Genomic DNA, 19,150 nt, shown 5'->3' on the forward strand with positions numbered 1-19,150 from the left:
CTAAAAACTGACCGTTACTTCATTTACCATCAACCGGTTGCCTGCTTTGCTTACTTTGCCGCCTGGCGGTGTAAACACCAGCACAGCAGGGCTACGCCCCGGTAACACCAGGTCGTATGCCTGTTTCACTTTGCGGGCAATAAACTGCCGGGTAATGGTATTATAAATATCCACCGGTTGATCGCCCACATTTACCGTTACCTTTTTTTCTTCGGGGTAAGGATTATAGTAGAGATAGGATGGATAAGCTTTTTCCCGGAAAAAATCTGTGGCCAGCAAATCCAGTTGCAATATACCCGGGACTGAAGTGGTGCGGATAATACTGCCAAAGATGCCTGCATGCCCGCTGCCATATACGCTGAATTGCGATACATCGGGGTTTCCTTTTGCCCATAGCGGCCCATCACCCTGAGCTACAGGAGCTTTGAGATGTGCGTATTCAGGATAGGAGGAAGTATGGATAATGCCTTCATAGCCGATCACACCTTTGGTAATGGCTGCCTTTTCAGGGATGGTTTCATGATCATCAGGCATGTATTGGGTATAGAAGAAACGGGCTGCGTTGCCGGCATTCAGCATCCATTTGCCAACGGCGGCGGCATAGGATGGATCATACCGTACCATGGCTACAAGCGGCCATGCGGCATCAAAAGTATTCATGAGAAACCCGTATCCGCCCCTGTCTGTTGTGCTCCCTACAATACCTGATATGTCGATGCCATTCCAGTTGCCTGCCAGCACTCCCCAGCCCTTACGGCATTCAGGGTCTCCGTTAAATGTCCATTCCATAAATTTCTGCACATTAAACTGTTTGCCTTGTTCGGCATTCAGTCGTGCTGCCATATAAGCCCCAAAGGGCATCAATACTTCATAGTTGGTATTGTGCGGCTGCTGTTCCAGTGTTTGCAGGGCCTTTATGGCATGCTGCAGGTAGCGCGGATCTCCAAATTTTTTATAGGCAGCATATAATACGTAGGCATGGCCTGCAGCAACGTCCTGCTGTTTGCAGATCCAGTTGTCTTTCGGCTGTAACTGTGCATAATCAAAAAATGAATGATCATAATTCCCGTTCAGCACAGAATCTGCTGCGCAGAATTTTTCTGCAATGCGATGAGCCAGCGAATCAAAGCCCGGCGTATTGGGATAATGATCGTAGATACCATAAAAAAGTACATTGGGGTATACATCGTACCACCAATCGCGCCCATAGCCACCGCCAAGTAGCGCTACCTCGGGGCAGGTATTGTTCATCATAATATCCCATCCCGTTTCGCGATTGAAATAATTTTTCAGCATGGCTACATAGTTAAGACCCTGTTGCCCGCTCTTGTCGATGCCTACCAGGGTAGCGCCCAGTGTGGCGCCCATGGTAGCAAGTGCTTCATGGAAGATCCCTTTGTGATGCGAAGGCCCCTGCCGTTGATCATCCATGGCAGTATAAAGCCCCACTACCGGCTGATCAAAATTATGCCGGCTGCTATCCCACCAAACCAGCGGCCAATGAGCCCCGGTGGTATTGAAGTTGTAAGCGGTGCTGTCGAACTGCCGGGCCAGGGCATACCAGTCTATGATCTGTAGCGGCTGCGGCACATCGGCCATGGAGTCCAGGCGGGGCAGGTGTTGCTGCACCACCGGCGCCGGCGTGGGTGTTTTGCAGGCCATCCACAGGAGGCAGAGCGTGATACCCGTTGTTGTTAATTTTACCATGCTGTATACAATTTATACCACTACAGTGGTTTTTTCAGTAGTTTCTTTTATCAGCGCTTTCCCTTCTTTGATAATACTTTTGCCTACTGCAATGGAAAGCAGTTGCAGTACGGCGATGATGATAATGGCATAACGCAGCGCCACTTCGGTGGAAAAATAGTAGGCCAGGAAAATAAAGGTGCCGGCGCCCAGGAAGCGCCCGGCATACAAGCCTACTTCATGATTGAGGATATAGGCGTACACGTTACGTTTTTCTTTTTTGGAAAGAATATCGATCACGCTGAACTGAATAGGAAAATAAGCCATGTCGAGCAGCGGTTTCGCCAGCAAAAGGAACAGCATAAAGATCACTACACCTGTCGCGTTGTAAAAAGCGCCATTGAAAATAGCGGCCAGCGTAAAACAGATAAGCCCTCCCGCAAAAATGGTGATCCGGTGCTCCGGTTTTGCCGCCCTGCCAATAATATACATCAGCACAGCGGCAATAATAGCGCCCACTGATTGGGCGGTGCCCAACGCGCCTTCTTTTCCCAGCAGCAACATGATCAGCATAGCGGGCGCCGTTACGAGATAACCTTGTGCCAATCCTTTCAAAGAGGCCAGCATCAGCAGTTTACGCCAGTAAGGGTGGAAGCGGAGGTACAGGAATGTTTTCTCATCCGGGTTACGGAAATGCCCCCTGAAACATACCACGGAAGCAAGGATGGTGATCACAAACACCAGCCCGGTAATGATGCGGTAAGCGTTGTTTACATTGATGTCTCCGCCCGATTCTATAAACCAGCCGATGCAGATAGGTATTACTACTGCAATGATGGTATAAAAAAAGGTTTCAAGACCATAGTAATAATTGCGGTTCTGATCGTTAGTGATAGATAACGCCAGGTAGTCGCGGTTGGCCCAGTAAAAGCCAAACGACATGCCCATAATGATACCTGCAATCCCGATACCGGTGAGGTCCAGCGTTTTGAGCGACATCATCACGATCATGGATACGCCGCTCAGCAGCATACCGGTAGCATACAATGTTTTAATGTTGAAGCGGTTCAGCAAAAAACCATTTAATAAAAAGGTAAGTGGAATACCGGTATAGATAGTGAGCTGATAGATCACCACTTTCGTAGGGTCGTTGGAGTTACGCATCACATAGGCCGCCACAAAAATGTCGATCACCGGCAGCACCATTGCATAGATCATATTAGTGAGCACCAGTATACGGAAGTCGTGCGGCTGCCGGTTGAAATGCTTTATTTCTGCAGAAAGGTTCCTGAGCATAAGTTGTTACCTTTTTAAAGATGAAAGTATTTGCCCGATAGAGAACCGGGCGGCGCACACCACTTCATCGGCAGCGCCATAGTAGATAGTGAGGTCATCGCCTTTCACAATATGCCCGTTGGTAAAAACCACCTGCCCGAAAAAGCCGGTAAGCTCGTAAGGGGCTTCGGGTATCATAATAGGATCATCGCTGCGTGCCAGCACTTTGGAGGGATCGTTAAGGTCCAGCAAAATGGCTCCCAGCCCATACTGATGTTTTTCGTTGGCGCCGTGGTAAATTTCCAGCCATCCCGCTGCTGTTTTGATGGGAGATGCGCCGGCGCCTACTCTTGCACTGTCCCAGTAACCTGCGCGGGTCCTGATCAGGCACTGGTGCTTTCCCCAATGCATCCCATCCGGCGATTGTGCCAGCCAGATGTAGTTACCACCAAGGTCTACACTGCTGGGCCGGTGCAGGGCATAGTAACGACCATTTATCTTTTCTTCAAATAATGCACAGTCCTTATTATGCGGAGGTATGATCATGCATTGATCCGAAAACGTTTTCCAGTTGCGCGTGGTGCGCATACCTACTCCCACACCATTTGACGATACCGCGGTGAAGGTGAGATAATAGGTGTCTTCTATTTTTGTTACCCTGCAATCTTCTACACCAAATGATTCCAGCGGCCCTTCTCCATGCAGCTGTGGATAGCCTTCCGGCTCATGGAAATGAATCCCGTCTTCACTGCAAAACAGCCGCAGATGGGAAAGCGTGGTGAGATAGTCGTCGCCTTTATAACGCAGTACCCGCGGGTCGGTAGCATCAAGGTGAGGATCATTTTTCAGGATCTCAATAATTTCTATCCCGCCATTTTGAAGTACGGGAAATGAAATGATATGATGCTGTTGTTTGGGCCGTTCCGCTACACGGATGATCAGCCATATTTTATTGTCGTATTCAAAAACGCCCGGGTTCAGCAAACAGGCTACTTCAAGTCCGGGCCTGCTGGGCTGTACATCGGCCGGTTTTAGCAATGGATTTTCGATAAAGCGGTTAGCGGTAACTTGATTCATGATAATGTGCTTGAGTTATTAGTTTGTTGCCCGCAGGCAAACTAAGTTTGCCTGCGGGCAACAAACAGGTTTCCGTGTTCTATAAAGCTGGTTAGTAGCCGGTGTTTTGATTAAGCTTCAACAGGTCTGCTTCCCTTTGCGGGATAGGCAACAGCTTATTAAAAGATTGCCAGCCATTGCCATAGTCCTTGTATCCTTTCAGTGGATCTGCATCAGGGGCTTTGGCCAGTATGGTCTGCGCCAGGTTCCATCTTACCAGGTCATAATAACGATGGCCTTCCATCGCAAGCTCTACGCGCCTTTCATGTTGAATGGCGGAAAGGAGCGCTGTTTTATTATCAGTGGTAACAGGCGGCAGTGCAGTAACCGGGTTAACAGCGTACTTGCGTGCCCGTGCCCGTATTCTTTCCAGGTCGGTGCGTGCTTCCGCCAATGCGCCAAGATTGGCATGGCATTCGGCTTTCCACAATATCACATCACCCAAACGGATATACGCAAAATCAACACCACCATCATCGATGGGGTTTACATTGCTCATAAACTTGCGTACATTAAAACCGGTTACGGGCGACCAGGCCGGGTCGTAGTTGCTGCCATCGAGGTATTTATCGCCTGCCTGGAAAAGTGTGGCTGCCCTGCGGGGATCGCCGTTTTCAAAGGCGTCTACAAGATCTTTGGTAGGAATTTCAAAACCCCAGCCTTTGCCCTGCGGTGCAAACACAGCATTCAGTACAGATCCCTGGGAAGGTGTTTTGCCGGCATCATGACGTGCTGCAAAGATGATCTCACCAGCCTTTTCTCCAACGCCGTTAAAATTATCTTCATAATGATCCAGCAACTGGTAATTACCTTTTTCTACTTCCGCTATCTGGTTTAAACAATCCTGCCAGCGCTGCCGGTACAGGTAGGTTTTAGCCAGCAGGGCATGCGCTGCCCCGGTGGTAGCACGCTGGTAGTTATCGGCATCATAGGAAGACGGTAACATGCTGAGGGCCTGTGCAAGATCGCTCTCTATCTGTTCATACACCTGTGTTACCGGTGTACGCACGGAGTTATCCGTCATCTTTTTTTCAGGTACCAGCAGGGGAATATCGCCAAAGTTGATCACCAACCGGAAATAATAAAAAGCACGCAGAAAGTATGCTTCGCCTTTCATCCGTTTCAGCAATGCCGGATCAAGCCCTGGCACGCCGGCTCCATCCTGTGCCAGCAATGTGTTACAGGCATCCACTCCTTTATAGTTAAAACGCCAGATGCCCAGCACATTATTATTTTCAGGGAAAATGCTGAAGGTCTGCATACGCCGCATATCTTCCTGGTCGCCCAAACTACCGCCGCCTTTCACGGCATCATCGCTCATCAGGTCGCCTATTACCCAGTCGCGCGGTATACTGCTGCCCTCATCCCAGCCCCAGTCGCCCCGGAAACGGTTGGTGAGAGGCAGATAGGCGGCATCAGTGGCCATCACAAAATCATTGGCTTCTGTAAAAACATTACCTCCTGTCAGTTTTCCCTGGGGGAATTTTTCCAGCTGTTTGGTACAGCCTGCAACGCTAACGGCAATTGATATAATAACAATTAACTTTTTCATGGTGTGTTGATTTTTAATAAATGGCATTCCTAGAAACCGAACTGCAAACCAAAAGTATAGGTGCGGGAAGGCGGGTAAGTACCCATGTCAATACCCACCGCCATATCCGCATAGTTGGCGAGGTTCTCGTTGGTATACAACTCAGGATCCATGCCGCCGTATTTTGTAATGGTAAACAGGTTTTGTGCGCTCACATAAATACGCGCATTGGTAAAGCCGATGCGTTGCAACAGGGAAGGCGACAGCGTATAGCCCAGCATCACGTTCTTAAGCCGCAGATAGCTGCCGTTTTCCACATAGCGGTCGGAAGTGCGGCGGTTGTTGTTGGGGTCAAGGAAGGTGGCCCTGGGCGTTTTATTGCTGGTGCCTTCTCCATGCCAGCGTTCTTTATAGAAATCTTCTTTATTATTAAATCCTCTTCCGTCGAAGCTGTTGATGATGTTATCCACTTCATTATAGATCTGGTTGCCCTGTACGCCGTTAAAGAACAGGGTGAGGTCAAACTGTTTGTAATTCACGCCGGCATTCAGGCTGTACAACAGCTTGGGATTGGGGTTACCGATAATAGTACGGTCTGCATCATCAATTTTCCCATCGTTATTATAATCTACAAAACGGATATCGCCGGGTTTGGCATTGGGCTGATACAGTTCACCTTTGCTGTTTGTATACTGCGCCACTTCCTGGTCGTTCTGGAATAGGCCATTTGTTTTGTAACCATAGAAAGAGCTGATAGGCTGGCCCTCCCGCAGGATCACGCGACCGGAACCGGCAGAAAAGATCTGTTCACGGCCTTTATATAACGACACTACTTTATTACGCAGGGTGGTAACGTTGGCGGTTATATTAAAAGAAAGATCTTTCTGCAGGGTTTGTTTATAGGCAGCGGTAATTTCCAGTCCTTTATTACTCATTTTAGCGCCGTTTACATAAGGCGGAGTTGCATCGCCGTTGGTATAGGAAGAGGGCAGCTGTATGAGGATGTCGGAAGATTGCTTGTTGAAATAATCTACACTCAGGGTGAGCGCGCCTTTCAGGAAACCGGCATCCACGCCGATGTTCGACTGGGTAGTGGTTTCCCATTTCACATCAGGATTGCCACGGCTGATCACCTGTAAAATATTATTGGTGGTAGAGTAGATGGTGGCAAATGGATAAAGGCCTATGTCCTGGTTGCCCAGCTGTCCCCAGCCTCCGCGGATTTTAAGGTCATTCAGCCAGGTCACATCTTTCATGAAATTTTCATGGGCAATGTTCCAGCCGGCGGAGAAAGAGGGAAAGTAACCCCAGCGGTTGTCGGCGCCAAAGCGGGAAGAGGCATCTGCCCGCATGTTGACATTGACCATATATTTGTTGTCATATGCGTAGGTAACCCTGCCAAAGTAAGACATCAGCGCCCATTCTTCGAGGTTACCGCTGTTAAACTGCTGACCGGAGCCATAATCAAGGTAACGCAAACTGCCGGTGGCATCGGCGCGGTTATCGTACCCATTGCGGGACGCCGCGAGGTAATCTACCTTGGAAGAAATATATTCAGAGCCCAGCGTTACGCCCACGTTATGCTTTTCATTGAACAGGTGATTATAGCTGAGCACATTGGTCCAGTTGTATGTAGTATAGCGATTACGGAATTTATCCAGCCCCTTGTCCTTATCCTGCATCAGCGTGCGGTCGCCGGGTATCTGACCGCTGTATTGCTGCTGTTCTGCAATATAAAAATCGGTACCCAGGTCTGTGCGGAGTTTAAAATCATTCAAAAAGCGGGCTTCCGCAAACACATTTCCCAGCAGGCGGTATTTGCTCATGGTGCGGGTGCGGTAATCGGCAATGGCCAGTGGATTTTTTCCATCACCATACAGCAATGCATTTTTATAGAGACCCGCCGGTGGGAGGTCGGTATAAAAACCGGTCTTATCATCGTAGAGCGGAATTGCATTAGGCCTGATCAGCGCATAGCGTACTACTCCCGGCAGGCTGCCAGGCCGTGCGCCATCGCCGGAGGCGCCTATTTCCTGGGTGCGGTCGTAGGTAAGGTTCATGTTTTCACCCACCCGCAGCCAGCTTTTTACTTCGCTGCTCACGTTAGAGCGGAGCCCGTACCGTTTGAAATTGGAGTTTATAATGGTACCGTCCTGGTTTACCACGTTGCCGGCCAGGTAATAGCGGGTTTTATCCGAGCCGCCAGAGAAAGCCAGGTTATAGCGCTGGGTAAGCGCCTGCCGGAAAACGGCGTTCAGCCAGTTGGTATTGGGCAATTTGGAAGGATCGTCCTGGTTGCGGGTGGCAGAACCGTCGTTGGCAAAAGCCTCGTTCTGCAACTCTATAAACTGGCTGGTGCTGAGCATATCAGGCAACCCGCTGGCGTTGGCAATGCCATAGGCGATATCGAGATTGATCTCGTTTTTGCCGGCTTGTCCTGATTTGGTGGTTACCAGTATCACGCCGTTGGCAGCCCGTGAGCCATAAATGGCTGCGGCTGCCGCATCTTTCAGTACTTCAATAGAGGCAATATCGTTGGGTGAAATGGTATTCAGCCCGCTGTTCATAGGCACCCCGTCAATAATATAGAGCGGGTTGCTGCTTTGGCTGAGAGACCCGATACCCCGGATGCGTACTACCGCTTCCGTACCGGGGGCGCCGGTAGGAGAGGTCACGGAAACACCGGAAGCCTGTCCCTGTAGGGCGGTACTGAGATCTACAGCCTGTGTTTTAGCCAGGTTTTTTCCATCTATAGAGGAGATGGCACCGGTAACCTGGCTTCGACGTTGGGTACCATAGCCTATTACTACCACATCTTTCAAAGCCACTTCATCTTTTTGCAGGGTCACATCCAGGACACCGCTGCCGGGATACTGGACGGTTTTAGTAAGAAATCCCATAAAGGAAAATTGCAGTGTAGCAGGACCGCTGCCGCTGATGGTAATGGTGTAGTTGCCATCCACGCCGGAAACAGCGCCGTTTTTGGTATTGGGCTGTATCACGGTAACGCCGGGGAGGGCGCTGCCCTGTTCATCGCTTATACGGCCGCTTACTTTCACCTGGGCATAGGTTGCCCCGCCAAGCAGCAGCAGTATCACAGCTGACATTAATTGTGTCCAGTTTTTCATTCGTAAGAATTTAATGGTTCCATCCCCCTGGAAGAACCGGTTTTAAAAATGTTTTTAACGTTGGATTTGAATGGAATTTACAGGCTGTGCATCTCCTGTTTTTTTCATACGCCGGATAATTTTCTGATTGATCTGGATGAACTAAAGTTAGGAGTATGGGGCGGAAAGCGACTGTACTATAGTTACAAATGACTGTACAATTGCGAAGATTTATGAGCGATATTTATTGATAATCAGCTGATTGATCGTTTACTTGTCATGTAAACCCAACTATACTATGGTTTGTTGTTCGCGGTATTCATTAGGGGAACAGCGATACATCTTTTTAAACTCACGGAAAAAATAGGACTGGTTATTAAACCCTGTTTTATAAAAAATTTCGGCTACGGTAAGCTGGGTTTTTACCAGGAGCCGGGCAGCTTGTTTTAACCGGATATAACGGATAAATTCTGCCGGTGTCATATTGGTGAGTGTTTTCAGTTTCCGGTATAACTGCATTTTGCTGAGGAGCATATGTTTTTCCAATGCTTCGGCATTCAACCCTTCCTCATCCATCCGGTCTTCTATCACCTGTACCAGTTCCTGCAGGAACTGTTTATCGGTATCCGGCATACCGGTTTCTTCCAGCTGCCCCAAAGGATGATCCCTTTTGAAAATTTCGTGCAGGCGTTGGCGGTATTCCAGCAGTTTACGTACCCTTACCTGTAAATGATCCGCGTAGAAGGGTTTGGGTAGATAGGCATCTGCGCCTGCTTCATAGCCTTCTGTTTGCTGGTCCATAGTGCCGCGGGCCGACAGGATAATAAAAGGAATATGACAGGTACTGGCGGCATTCTTTACTTTATCGCAGAGCTCAAGGCCGTTCATATCGGGCATCATGATATCGCTGATGATCAGGTCGGGCAGTGTTTGCCTGATCAGCTCCAGCGCCTCGTTGCCATTAGCGGCTTCATATATGACATACTGACCGGCCAGCAGGTCTTTTAACAGCTGGCGGATGGCGTATTCATCTTCCACCAACAAAATACTTTTTTTACCCACCTCCTGTACGCTCCGGATCCTGGATAATTTATTGGGATCAATCACCGGCGTTGTTTGCGGTAACAGGTTGGCAGTAATGGATTGCAACAGGTAGGAAGGAACAGGATTGGCAGGCGCTCCGGGTTGCTGCAGTTGAGTTTCTGAAAGCGGGAGCTGTACGTAAAAAGCCACCCCGTTATTTTCATTCACTGCACGGATGCTGCCATTGAGCAGGTGCACCATTTGCTGGGTGAATGCCAGCCCTATGCCTGTACCGAATTTTCCATGTGTGGCGGTACCGGTACTGAAAAAACGGGTAAACAGGTTATCAAGTTGCTCCGCCGGTATATGGCTGCCGGAATTATACACATAGATGTCCAGGCAGTTATCCGTTTGTTTGGCGCGTAGCAGGATCGTTTCTTCCTGGTTGGTATATTTACAGGCGTTGCTCAGCAGGTTAAACAGGATCTTTTCCAGCTTATCTTTATCCATGGCCGCAATCAATGCCTGCGCAATATTGGTTTCAAAGCGTAAGGCTTTTTGCTGGCACATAGGTTTAAACAAGGCTGCAATATTTTCCAGCAGCGCGGAGATATTAAGCGTAGAGTAATAGTTTTCCAGGAAGCCGGCTTCAGCCCTGCGGAATTCGAGCAACTGCTGTACCAGGTAGGTAAGCCTGGAAGCATGTTGATGTACCAGGGCCTGGTGATAGGTGTCGCCCGGTTGTTCGCGGCTGCGTTCTGCTGCGCCAACGATCAGCGTCAGCGGTGTTTGCAGTTCGTGGGCGATGTTGGTAAAAAAGCGGAGTTGCTCTTCATGTACTTCTTCTTCTTTTTTACGCAGCATATGCTCCATTTCCAGCTGATGCTTCATGCTCAGTTTATTTTTCCGGTACAGCCAGAAAGCAGTGCCCGCGCTGCCCAGCAGCAACAGGTACAACAGGAATGCGGGCCAGGTAAGCCAGAAGTATTGTTGAACGGTAAGGGTAAACAGTACGCTGGGCGGGGTCCATACGCCTTCCCCGTTGCTCCATTTCACTTTCAGCACATAGCGGCCCGGGGGTACGTTGCTATAAGCGATCCGGCCATTGCCGCCGGTGTACTGCCAGTTTTTATCATAGCCTTCCAGCAGCCAGGCATATTCACATTTTTCTGCATGAAGAAAACTGACGGCTTTGCCCTGCAGTTCAAAAAAGTTATCTCGTCTTGCCAGCGTATAGGCGGCGGCGTTATATTCCCCTGGTTGCAGTACTTCCAGGCCGTTCTCATTTGTTTTGCCGGCCAGCTGCAATCCTGATACCAGCAGGTTAGGATACACGTGGCGTTCCTGTATATTGGAAGGAATGAAATAATTGAAGCCGTATACGCCGCCGAAGTAAAGCCGTCCTGAAGGATCTTTCCAAACTGCCCCGTCACTGAACTCATTGCTTTGTAATCCATCTGCCTCCTGGAAATGGGATATTTCAGCGGTAGCGGGATTGATACGTGCCAGTCCTTTATTGGTACTTACCCAAATGAGGCCGTCGTTGTCCTGCGTAATGGCATGAATGGTATTATTGGGCAGTCCGTTGCCGGTATTATAACGTGCAAATGCTGGTCGTGGTTTACTGATATCTGCTTCTGCAATACAATTCAAGCCGTAACTGGTGCCTATCCATAACCGCTGCTTTGCATCGCGGTATAATGCCAGCACATCATTATGTGATAAGGCGCCTTCATAGCTGAAGGCCTTAAACACCTGGAACTTTTGCTGTGTTTTGTTGAACAGGTTAAGCCCACCGTAACGGCAGCCTATCCATAGGGAGTTAGCGGGACCGGGGGCCAGTGAATAGATGATATCGTTAGCAGGACCGCTGTCGCTGCCGTTGAAAGTATACTGATGAAATGCCGTTACGGCCATGGCGCCTCCTTGCCGCTGAATCCGCAGATGTACCAGTCCGTACCCGCTGGTGCCCAGCCATAGCGAGCTGTCGGTATCCTGTAGTATGGCATATACAGAGCCAAATACCGGCAATTTACTGCTGCCTTTTACCTGTGCCCAGTTGATGAAGCGTTTATGCAGCTGGTCGTAAAGCGCAAGACCTTTGCCATCAGTACCTATAAAGATGATACTATCCATACCGCGGCAAAGCGCAAAAACGGAATTATCGTCCAGTTCCGCCGAAAATAATTGCTGATGTGGAGGCGCCGGTTGTCGGGTGAAACCTGGGAAACAGATGATACCGCTACCTTTGGTGCCCACCCAAAGATCGTTGCCATTAGCACAGAAGGCGCGTATAGGTTTATTAAAAGCAGCGCCGCCGGTATTCCTGTTTACGGTGCCAAAGTATCTTGTTTGCGGGTATATTTTGATGATACCGTTGCCATCTGTTCCGCACCACAACTCCTGTTCGTTACCGGCAGCCCATGATATGATCTTCATGTCCTGCAGCTGCCGTGTGGCTTCGGGCAACAGCTGTGTGGGCCGGAACTGTGCATCATACTCGCCAAAGCCTTGTGTGACCCAGGCCAGCAGGTAGTGCTGATTGTAGATGGTCATGGCGTTTACGGCATGCGGAAGCAGGGCCTGCAGTTGTGCCTGGTGCGTACCTCCGGATACGGCCATCAGCTCATGTGCAGTAGTGGTGAAAAAGATCCTGCCGTTAACAGAGAACAGGGCCTGTACATTGGTATAGCGCTGTAGTAACGGCCATTGTGCCTGCCAATCCGCATATATTTCCAGGCTGCCATCGCCGCGGAGCACCCACAGGTGGTTGGCGCTGTCGAATACTACTGCTTTGCTGATGCGGTTATTACCGGCAGGGAGGGGGCATACCACAAAGGAATCGGCACCGGCGTTGTAGCGGGTAAGTCCTTCCTGGCGGCTGAGGCAATAAAGCTGCCCGGCGGTATCGGCAATCAGCCGGTATTCCTGTTCGCTGATGCGGCTGCGTTGTTGCCGGCCGTAAAAATAGTTATGGAATTTCCCGCTTTGTTTATCGTACCGGGATACCCCTTCAATAGTGCTGAGCCAGATACGCCGCTGGCCGTCTTCCGTTACCTGCAGCACTACATTATTGCCGATGCTGTGCAGCGGGTTGTCTTTACTATAATTAAAAACATGAAAGGCGGTGCCATCGTACATATTCAGCCCATCCCAGGTGGCAGCCCACAGCAGCTTGTCTGAATCCAGGAACAGGGAATTAACTGCGCTGTTGGAAAGGCCGTTTCGGTTATCAAGTTGCTGGATATAATAAGAAGCTGTATCACCTGCAAAAACAGCTGGCGTACAGGTGAACATACAGATCAGCAGGGAACAGATCAGAGACAATCGCTTCATAACGTGCCGGTTTACGGTGGCATTGCCGTTGCCATCCGTTAAGGTACTAAATTTCTGGTTGTGAAGGAGGGAAGGAATGCGTAAAGTTAGCAAGTATGGTATTTAGTTATCATCCTAAATTTGTATCTTTCTTTTATACAACAGACCGGCATTCCTCTATTTTCAAATTCCTCAAAATATTTAACCATGAAAATCGGTGTTATAGGTTCCGGTGAAGTAGGACAAACACTTGGAACCGCGTTCATAACAGAAGGACACGATGTAATGCTAGGTACCCGCGACCCCGGAAAAGATACCGTGAAGAAATGGAAAAGCGAAAATCCAAAAGGAGAAACCGGAACGTTTGATGTTACCGCCCGTTTTGGTGAACTGCTGATCCTTTGTGTAGCTGGCGGCGTAGCAGAATCGGCAGTGCAGCAGGCCGGCGTAGCCAACTTCGCCGGTAAAATAGTGGTCGATACTACAAATCCTATTGCCGGGCCACCACCTGAAACCGGTGTACTGCAATTTTTCACAGACCTGAACAGTTCGCTGATGGAAAAAATCCAGGGGCTTATTCCCGATGCCAGTGTGGTAAAGGCTTTTAACAGCATAGGGAATGCGGTGATGTATAAACCACAATTACCGGGTGGAAAGCCTACCATGTTTATTTGTGGCAATGATGCCGGAGCCAAAACAACGGTAACGGATATACTGACAAGCTTCGGATGGGAAACGGAAGATATGGGTGGAGCTTCGGCTGCCCGGGCTATAGAGCCGCTTTGTATATTGTGGTGCATACCTGGTTTTCTGCACAATAGCTGGGATCATGCGTTTAAATTGCTGAAGCCGTAAGAGGGGACATTTTTGTTTATTCTGGTGCAATAATTGCGCTTTTTTCTTTTGATGTATCAGGAATAATACCGGATGAATCAGATGTTGTCATCTATCAGCCACCTTCAATTAACCTGACAATATGAAAGAGAACAGCGAATTATTAGCAACGCACTATGAAGAGCTGCCAGGTGCGGAAATCGCCTATAGCATTGCAGGCGACGGACCGCCCCTGTTACTGCTGCACGGGTTTCCGGAAACGCATGCTGCCTGGTTTCAGGTTGCACCCTTGCTGACCTCAGCGTTTACATTGGTAATGCCAGACCTGCCAGGTTACGGCGATTCATCTATTACGGCTGAAGGTGGTGATGAACGCTATACCAAACAAAATGTGGCACGATTACTCGTAGCATTTATGGAGCAGCTTGGATGTCCTGAGTTCTTTGTTGCGGGGCACGACAGGGGAGGAAGGGTTGCTTTTCGCATGTGCCTGGATTTTCCACACCGGATATGGAAAGCAGCCATGCTTGATATTATATCCACCGCAGATATTGCTGACAGGATCAATTTTTCGCTTGCAGGGTCACTGGCGAACTGGTGGTTTATGGGACAACCTCATCCCGTACCGGAAACAATGCTGGCGGCAAGCCATGATTTCTACCTGGAGTATATTCTTAACAAATGGTCTGGTGGTAAAACATTTATGTTGCCGGCGGCACGCGATGAGTATTTTCGCTGTTTTCGCAGGCATGCCGTAATAAACGCCATGTGTGCAGAATATCGGGCAGGCAATACGCTTGATCTGCAGGCAGAACGTGAAAGCAGGGATAGCGGTCAGCGTATACAATGTCCGTTACTTGTACTTTGGTCGGATGACGGGTTCGTAACAGGTTTCGGAGATCCACTTTCTATCTGGCGACAATGGTGCAGGGATGTGACTGGTCAACAATTGACCGCCAGCCACTTTTTAATGGAGGAACAACCTGTTGTTACAGCCAGCCATTTGCAGTCGTTTTTTTCAGCAGACGCGAAGTAAAGACAGGAACACGTAATTTCGGAATAGCCAGCAGATAATGACCGGCCCAGGGCCAATGAAGAGGATCAAAGTGATAAGGCAAATCCATCCAGGCGTATTAATTTTGTCGACAGTGTCGACAAAATCTGTTTTGCATACTCCGCTCTTTTATTTTCAAGGATTTCGCCGTTAATGCGTTGCTCAATCTGCCAGAAAAGTATTGTAAGAGTATTGTTCGCATGTGTAAGTACTTGTCGTTGGCTTTGCTCGATAAGCTGCAATAGCTCTTTGAATAAAGATTGTTCGATTGAGGCTGCGCCTTCTCTTTTAATCATTGGGCTATTTTTATCAGCGATCTCCAAATTTTTAGGGATGATGGACTTTCGCGTTAAATAAATAGCCTCGAAATTAGGTAATAAAGGAATGAGTTTACAGATATAAAACCATAGTAATTTTGTAGCAGGCTGCTGCAAATTGAATTCATATCCCAGGCGGGCTCCAGGTCTCTCAATACCTATAGTCTCGGCCATGCTATTGCAAGGTTCATCATATAGCGAAGATTCCTTGGAAAAAGGCCCATAAAGTCAGGGAATGCAATACTCAGGTCATTGGCTAGTTGCTTAATTACTTTGATTCATCCCTAATCCTGTTCCTGCTGCGATTTAGCATTCCTATCTCCCAAAATATTGCTAATAGCTGTACATTCGCCGTTAACACAGCTTCAGTCTGGCATTGTATCAAAATTATTTTGAGGTTATTGTCACTCAACCAATCTTAGCCGCTTTGCAGTTCCGACCGCTGCGTTTTATTTTGCGTAGCGGTGATGGCTTTCAGGAAAGATACCAATGGTTATACTTACATCCTTACCCATTGCTGAGGCTGAGGTTCTTTAAAGACTCAAGGCGATAGAATACTGTTAAGGGGAACAGCATCTTATGGCTTAGAAATTGGAATGTGGCTAAACAAAGCAACAAATATGATTAAAACTGCTTATCCAATATATTAGAACTATGGAGGTAAATTTTGATATAAAGTCGCTTGAAGTATCTAAGCGAAAGGTAATTACTGGGATAATTTCAGTAGAAGTGGGCAATTCTTTTTTCCCTGAGCAAAATTGGAATGACGCTATCGTAGCTGTGCTTAATTCCTGGATTCAAAGTATGATTCAAATTTTAGGACCTGGATACAATGAAGCTCAGTTGACGTTTTTTGATGGGCCATTTTTTTTTGTAATAAGGAAAAAACGGGATCATTCTGTTGTTGAATTATTTCGGAATTCAAAAAGTTTTAAAGCATATGACCTGGATATAAGAGAATTTGGGTATAGCCTACTCAAAACTAGTAGGGAGATTATTAAAGAAATAGATAGTAGAGATTGGGAGGCAGAGGACGTGGTGCAATTAAGAATTTTGATAGAAAGATTACTTCTAAATCTTGAATTAATGGATAAAAAGAACTAGGATAGGGTTAATAGAAAGACAGACCTTATGAATGTCAGATAAACTTCCAATTCTACTTTCAGATATGTCGGGCCAAATTGTAACCTTTATAATAGAAAGGCGTAATGGTATACCAGCATCCATACCTGCCGTTGTCTGATTAAATTGGGATGCAAATTCCTGGGCTATCATAGTTAATGGCACTTGAATCCAAACCAATACTTTCCAATTTTTATTTTTTTCTAACAGGTTTTACTATATATCCTTTTTGCCTTAAAAGCATAATAAGCCCTTTGTTTCCGTCCAAATGGGCAGCACCTACTGCGAAAAAGGTGGGTCCTTGTTTTATTTGATCTTCCATTCTGGGAATCCAATTTTCATTTCGATCTTCAAGGTTAGTATTGCCACCATTTCTTTTTGATGCCTGATAAAGTTCCGAAATATCTTCCTGCTTATAGTGCAAAAGCATACTATCGTACATCTTCTTTCCCTGTGTCCCCTGATCCAATAACTGAATTACCTCTGCGGCCTGAGTACTGTCTGTTTGAGAAATTCCGCTTAGTACGGCAGTGGTAGGTTCCATTGCTTTCAGCGTTAACCCTTTTTCGCTGGCTGACTTCAGAAGTTCCCTCTCCATACTAAGGGCGTTAGGACAGGGGCTGACCTTTCTATATAGCAATACATATAGCGCCGATGGTCTGAACTTTTGTAGTCTATCCATATCCAAGTTCATAGAATCTTCAAAGTATCGTGAAAGCCTTTCATAATTGAGGCTATTAAATGCATTTCTGACAGCATATCCTTCGGGGCCGATTAATTGAGATAAAACTGCCTGTTTTGATGAGTCGCCTTCAAAATCATTTTCCAATACAAGTGTTTTGCAGCGAGAAAATGCCTCTGTCATTCCTGGAGGGTAATTAAGATCCTCCTTACATATCAGATGAAAGGTGCCAAAGAGATAAGAAGGTGCTTTAATGTTTTTTCCTTTGATCTCCCATAATAAGGCTTTGTCCATACGAGGTGGCTGACAAGAAGAATGAAAGGTGTTTATGCAAACAAACACTAGAAAAATGCCCGCATAGAATGGAGGTTTTCTTAGTAAGAATATCATAATCGGTAGTTAGTAAAAAATAATGTGAAACTATTGGTGCTGAAGTTGTTCCGAAAGGAATTCCTGTTTCAGATCAAAATACTCCAACTGATTAAGCGGATCAGTTCCTCCAAAATACTTATCAATTTCGGTATCTGGCAATTTATCGTAAAATAAATTTTCTACCATTTTACCTTCCTTTTCGTAATAGTACTGCAACGTTTTCTACAATGCCGGATAGGAAATCCGAGGTACTTTATCTCTTTTAAATAATAATTCAAAGAGCTTTTACTTTTATTAATCCGATGGGATGGTGGGTAGATATGGATACAGTATGTTTAAAATATTTCGATTTTCCAGATGACTATTGCTTCTCTTCAGAAAATCATATCACCGCAATGTAATTGTGAATATTGGTTATTTAAAAATTCCGCAAGAGGCTGAAGTGTTAAAATATTGTCTTAATTATATAGAATGTAATTTAGGTGTTGGAGGCAGGAATAATATACCATGGGGATTAAAATCCAGGTAACCTTTAATCAGCTTTAAGACAGAAATGTGAAGAAGAAGTGATATTCAGTGACTCGATTTTCCCCAAAAATTGGTTTTTGGAGGAATCCAACACATCTCCCCAAAACAAAAAGAGGACAAGCCTAAGCTTGTCCTCTCTCGTGCCCAGAACTGGATTCGAACCAGCACATCCTTGCGAACGCTGCGACCTGAACACAGTGCGTCTACCAATTTCGCCATCTGGGCATCGCATGTCCCCGTAAAGGGATTGCAAAAGTAAACACTTTTTTAAATTAACCAAATTTTTTTTCAGCGCATAAAAAAACGGCGCCTGTTAAAGGCAGGCGCCGTTGCTATGAAAATATTTACACTGCTACATTGAACTCACGCAACGTGTCGTTCAGGCTGGTCTTCAGGTCTGTAGAGGCTTTACGCTGACCAATGATCAGTGCACACGACACCTGGTATTCGCCGGCAGGGAATTTCTTGGTATAGGTACCGGGAATCACCACGCTGCGCGCAGGTACACGGCCCTTGTATTCAATCGGCTCACTGCCGCTTACATCAATGATCTTGGTAGATTGGGTCAGTACTACGTTAGCACCCAGCACCGCTTCTTTTTCCACGATAACACCTTCCACTACTATACAACGGGAACCCACAAAGCAGCCGTCTTCAATGATCACCGGGCTGGCCTGTAATGGTTCCAGCACACCGCCAATACCAACGCCGCCGCTCAGGTGCACATTTTTACCGATCTGCGCGCAGGATCCTACTGTAGCCCAGGTATCTACCATGGTGCCTTCATCCACAAAAGCGCCTATGTTAACATAAGATGGCATCAGGATGCAACCCTTCGCAATGTAAGCGCCATAACGGGCTATCGCATGGGGAACTACTCTTACGCCAAGGTCTTTATAGTTCGACTTCAGTCTCATTTTATCATAGAACTCAAACGGAGGTAACTCCATTGTTTCCATTGGCTGGATGGAGAAGTACATTAAAATTGCCTGCTTCACCCACTCGTTCACCTGCCAGCCGTTCTCTGTAGGAGCCGCAACTCTCAGATGGCCTTTATCTACCGCTTCTATCACCGCCTTAACTGCATCTGTGTACTGTGTTTCCTGTAAGAGACTGCGATCAGCCCAGGCAGCCAGTATTTGTTGTTGTAATTCCATTTTTTTATTTTTTGCAAACATAATAAGTAGA

General features: G+C 47.2%; 12 protein-coding genes and 1 tRNA gene. 3 read left to right on the forward strand and 10 right to left on the reverse strand.

The window, feature by feature from the left end:
• From ABIE50_RS11825 to ABIE50_RS11850, 6 genes are all read right to left on the reverse strand, one after another.
• A complete protein-coding gene (locus ABIE50_RS11825) occupies positions 1-1,707 on the reverse strand; it encodes a hypothetical protein (RefSeq protein WP_209861371.1) in 1,707 nt (568 codons plus the stop codon).
• 12 nt (positions 1,708-1,719) lie between these two features.
• Positions 1,720-2,982 (reverse strand): MFS transporter, encoded by a 1,263-nt coding sequence (locus tag ABIE50_RS11830; protein ID WP_209861369.1) that lies wholly within the window; start codon positions 2,980-2,982, stop codon positions 1,720-1,722.
• A gap of 6 nt (positions 2,983-2,988) precedes the next feature.
• A complete protein-coding gene (locus ABIE50_RS11835; RefSeq protein WP_209861367.1) occupies positions 2,989-4,038 on the reverse strand; it encodes a glycoside hydrolase family 130 protein in 1,050 nt (349 codons plus the stop codon).
• Between the two features lie 91 nt (positions 4,039-4,129).
• Positions 4,130-5,629 (reverse strand): RagB/SusD family nutrient uptake outer membrane protein, encoded by a 1,500-nt coding sequence (locus ABIE50_RS11840; RefSeq protein ID WP_209861365.1) that lies wholly within the window; start codon positions 5,627-5,629, stop codon positions 4,130-4,132.
• 29 nt (positions 5,630-5,658) lie between these two features.
• Positions 5,659-8,736: a SusC/RagA family TonB-linked outer membrane protein gene (locus ABIE50_RS11845; RefSeq protein ID WP_209861363.1), complete on the reverse strand. Its 3,078-nt coding sequence runs from the start codon at positions 8,734-8,736 to the stop codon at positions 5,659-5,661.
• A 270-nt stretch (positions 8,737-9,006) separates the two neighbouring features.
• Entirely contained in the window at positions 9,007-13,074 is a 4,068-nt protein-coding gene (locus tag ABIE50_RS11850; protein WP_354027979.1) for a hybrid sensor histidine kinase/response regulator, read from the reverse strand.
• Between the two features lie 186 nt (positions 13,075-13,260).
• Here ABIE50_RS11850 and ABIE50_RS11855 point away from each other — a divergent pair, with 186 nt between their 5' ends.
• Entirely contained in the window at positions 13,261-13,908 is a 648-nt protein-coding gene (locus ABIE50_RS11855; protein WP_209861359.1) for an NADPH-dependent F420 reductase, read from the forward strand.
• Positions 13,909-14,029: 121 nt separating this feature from the next.
• Positions 14,030-14,923 carry an alpha/beta fold hydrolase gene (locus tag ABIE50_RS11860; protein ID WP_209861357.1) on the forward strand — a complete coding sequence of 298 codons (894 nt, stop codon included), beginning with the start codon at positions 14,030-14,032 and terminating at the stop codon, positions 14,921-14,923.
• Positions 14,924-14,988: 65 nt separating this feature from the next.
• On the opposite strand, the gene ABIE50_RS11865 is transcribed toward ABIE50_RS11860, so the two are convergent.
• On the reverse strand, positions 14,989-15,432 hold the full coding sequence (locus ABIE50_RS11865) for a DUF1016 N-terminal domain-containing protein (protein ID WP_209861355.1): 444 nt from the start codon (positions 15,430-15,432) through the stop codon (positions 14,989-14,991).
• Positions 15,433-15,912: 480 nt separating this feature from the next.
• Between ABIE50_RS11865 and ABIE50_RS11870 the strand changes: the two genes are divergently transcribed.
• Positions 15,913-16,362 (forward strand): hypothetical protein, encoded by a 450-nt coding sequence (locus ABIE50_RS11870; RefSeq protein ID WP_209861353.1) that lies wholly within the window; start codon positions 15,913-15,915, stop codon positions 16,360-16,362.
• Between the two features lie 211 nt (positions 16,363-16,573).
• Here ABIE50_RS11870 and ABIE50_RS11875 read toward each other — a convergent pair whose 3' ends face one another.
• The 3 genes from ABIE50_RS11875 to ABIE50_RS11885 form a co-directional block, all read right to left on the reverse strand.
• On the reverse strand, positions 16,574-17,356 hold the full coding sequence (locus tag ABIE50_RS11875) for a TraB/GumN family protein (protein ID WP_209861351.1): 783 nt from the start codon (positions 17,354-17,356) through the stop codon (positions 16,574-16,576).
• A 747-nt stretch (positions 17,357-18,103) separates the two neighbouring features.
• Positions 18,104-18,187: transfer RNA gene (locus ABIE50_RS11880), tRNA-Leu, on the reverse strand.
• Between the two features lie 119 nt (positions 18,188-18,306).
• Positions 18,307-19,119 carry a 2,3,4,5-tetrahydropyridine-2,6-dicarboxylate N-succinyltransferase gene (locus ABIE50_RS11885; RefSeq protein ID WP_209861349.1) on the reverse strand — a complete coding sequence of 271 codons (813 nt, stop codon included), beginning with the start codon at positions 19,117-19,119 and terminating at the stop codon, positions 18,307-18,309.
• Positions 19,120-19,150 lie beyond the last annotated feature (31 nt).

It is taken from the genome of Chitinophaga sp. OAE865, from assembly GCF_040546735.1.
In the GTDB taxonomy this organism is placed as follows: Bacteria; Bacteroidota; Bacteroidia; order Chitinophagales; family Chitinophagaceae; genus Chitinophaga; species Chitinophaga polysaccharea_A.

Bases quoted from the DNA above. Each gene is read 5' to 3' on its own strand.
- ABIE50_RS11830 (WP_209861369.1), bottom strand. From the start codon at position 2,982: ATGCTCAGGAACCTTTCTGCAGAAATAAAGCATTTCAACCGGCAGCCG.
- ABIE50_RS11825 (WP_209861371.1), bottom strand. From the start codon at position 1,707: ATGGTAAAATTAACAACAACGGGTATCACGCTCTGCCTCCTGTGGATG.
- ABIE50_RS11860 (WP_209861357.1), top strand. From the start codon at position 14,030: ATGAAAGAGAACAGCGAATTATTAGCAACGCACTATGAAGAGCTGCCA.
- ABIE50_RS11870 (WP_209861353.1), top strand. From the start codon at position 15,913: ATGGAGGTAAATTTTGATATAAAGTCGCTTGAAGTATCTAAGCGAAAG.
- ABIE50_RS11875 (WP_209861351.1), bottom strand. From the start codon at position 17,356: ATGGACAAAGCCTTATTATGGGAGATCAAAGGAAAAAACATTAAAGCA.
- ABIE50_RS11850 (WP_354027979.1), bottom strand. From the start codon at position 13,074: ATGAAGCGATTGTCTCTGATCTGTTCCCTGCTGATCTGTATGTTCACC.
- ABIE50_RS11835 (WP_209861367.1), bottom strand. From the start codon at position 4,038: ATGAATCAAGTTACCGCTAACCGCTTTATCGAAAATCCATTGCTAAAA.
- ABIE50_RS11865 (WP_209861355.1), bottom strand. From the start codon at position 15,432: ATGGCCGAGACTATAGGTATTGAGAGACCTGGAGCCCGCCTGGGATAT.
- ABIE50_RS11885 (WP_209861349.1), bottom strand. From the start codon at position 19,119: ATGGAATTACAACAACAAATACTGGCTGCCTGGGCTGATCGCAGTCTC.
- ABIE50_RS11845 (WP_209861363.1), bottom strand. From the start codon at position 8,736: ATGAAAAACTGGACACAATTAATGTCAGCTGTGATACTGCTGCTGCTT.
- ABIE50_RS11840 (WP_209861365.1), bottom strand. From the start codon at position 5,629: ATGAAAAAGTTAATTGTTATTATATCAATTGCCGTTAGCGTTGCAGGC.
- ABIE50_RS11855 (WP_209861359.1), top strand. From the start codon at position 13,261: ATGAAAATCGGTGTTATAGGTTCCGGTGAAGTAGGACAAACACTTGGA.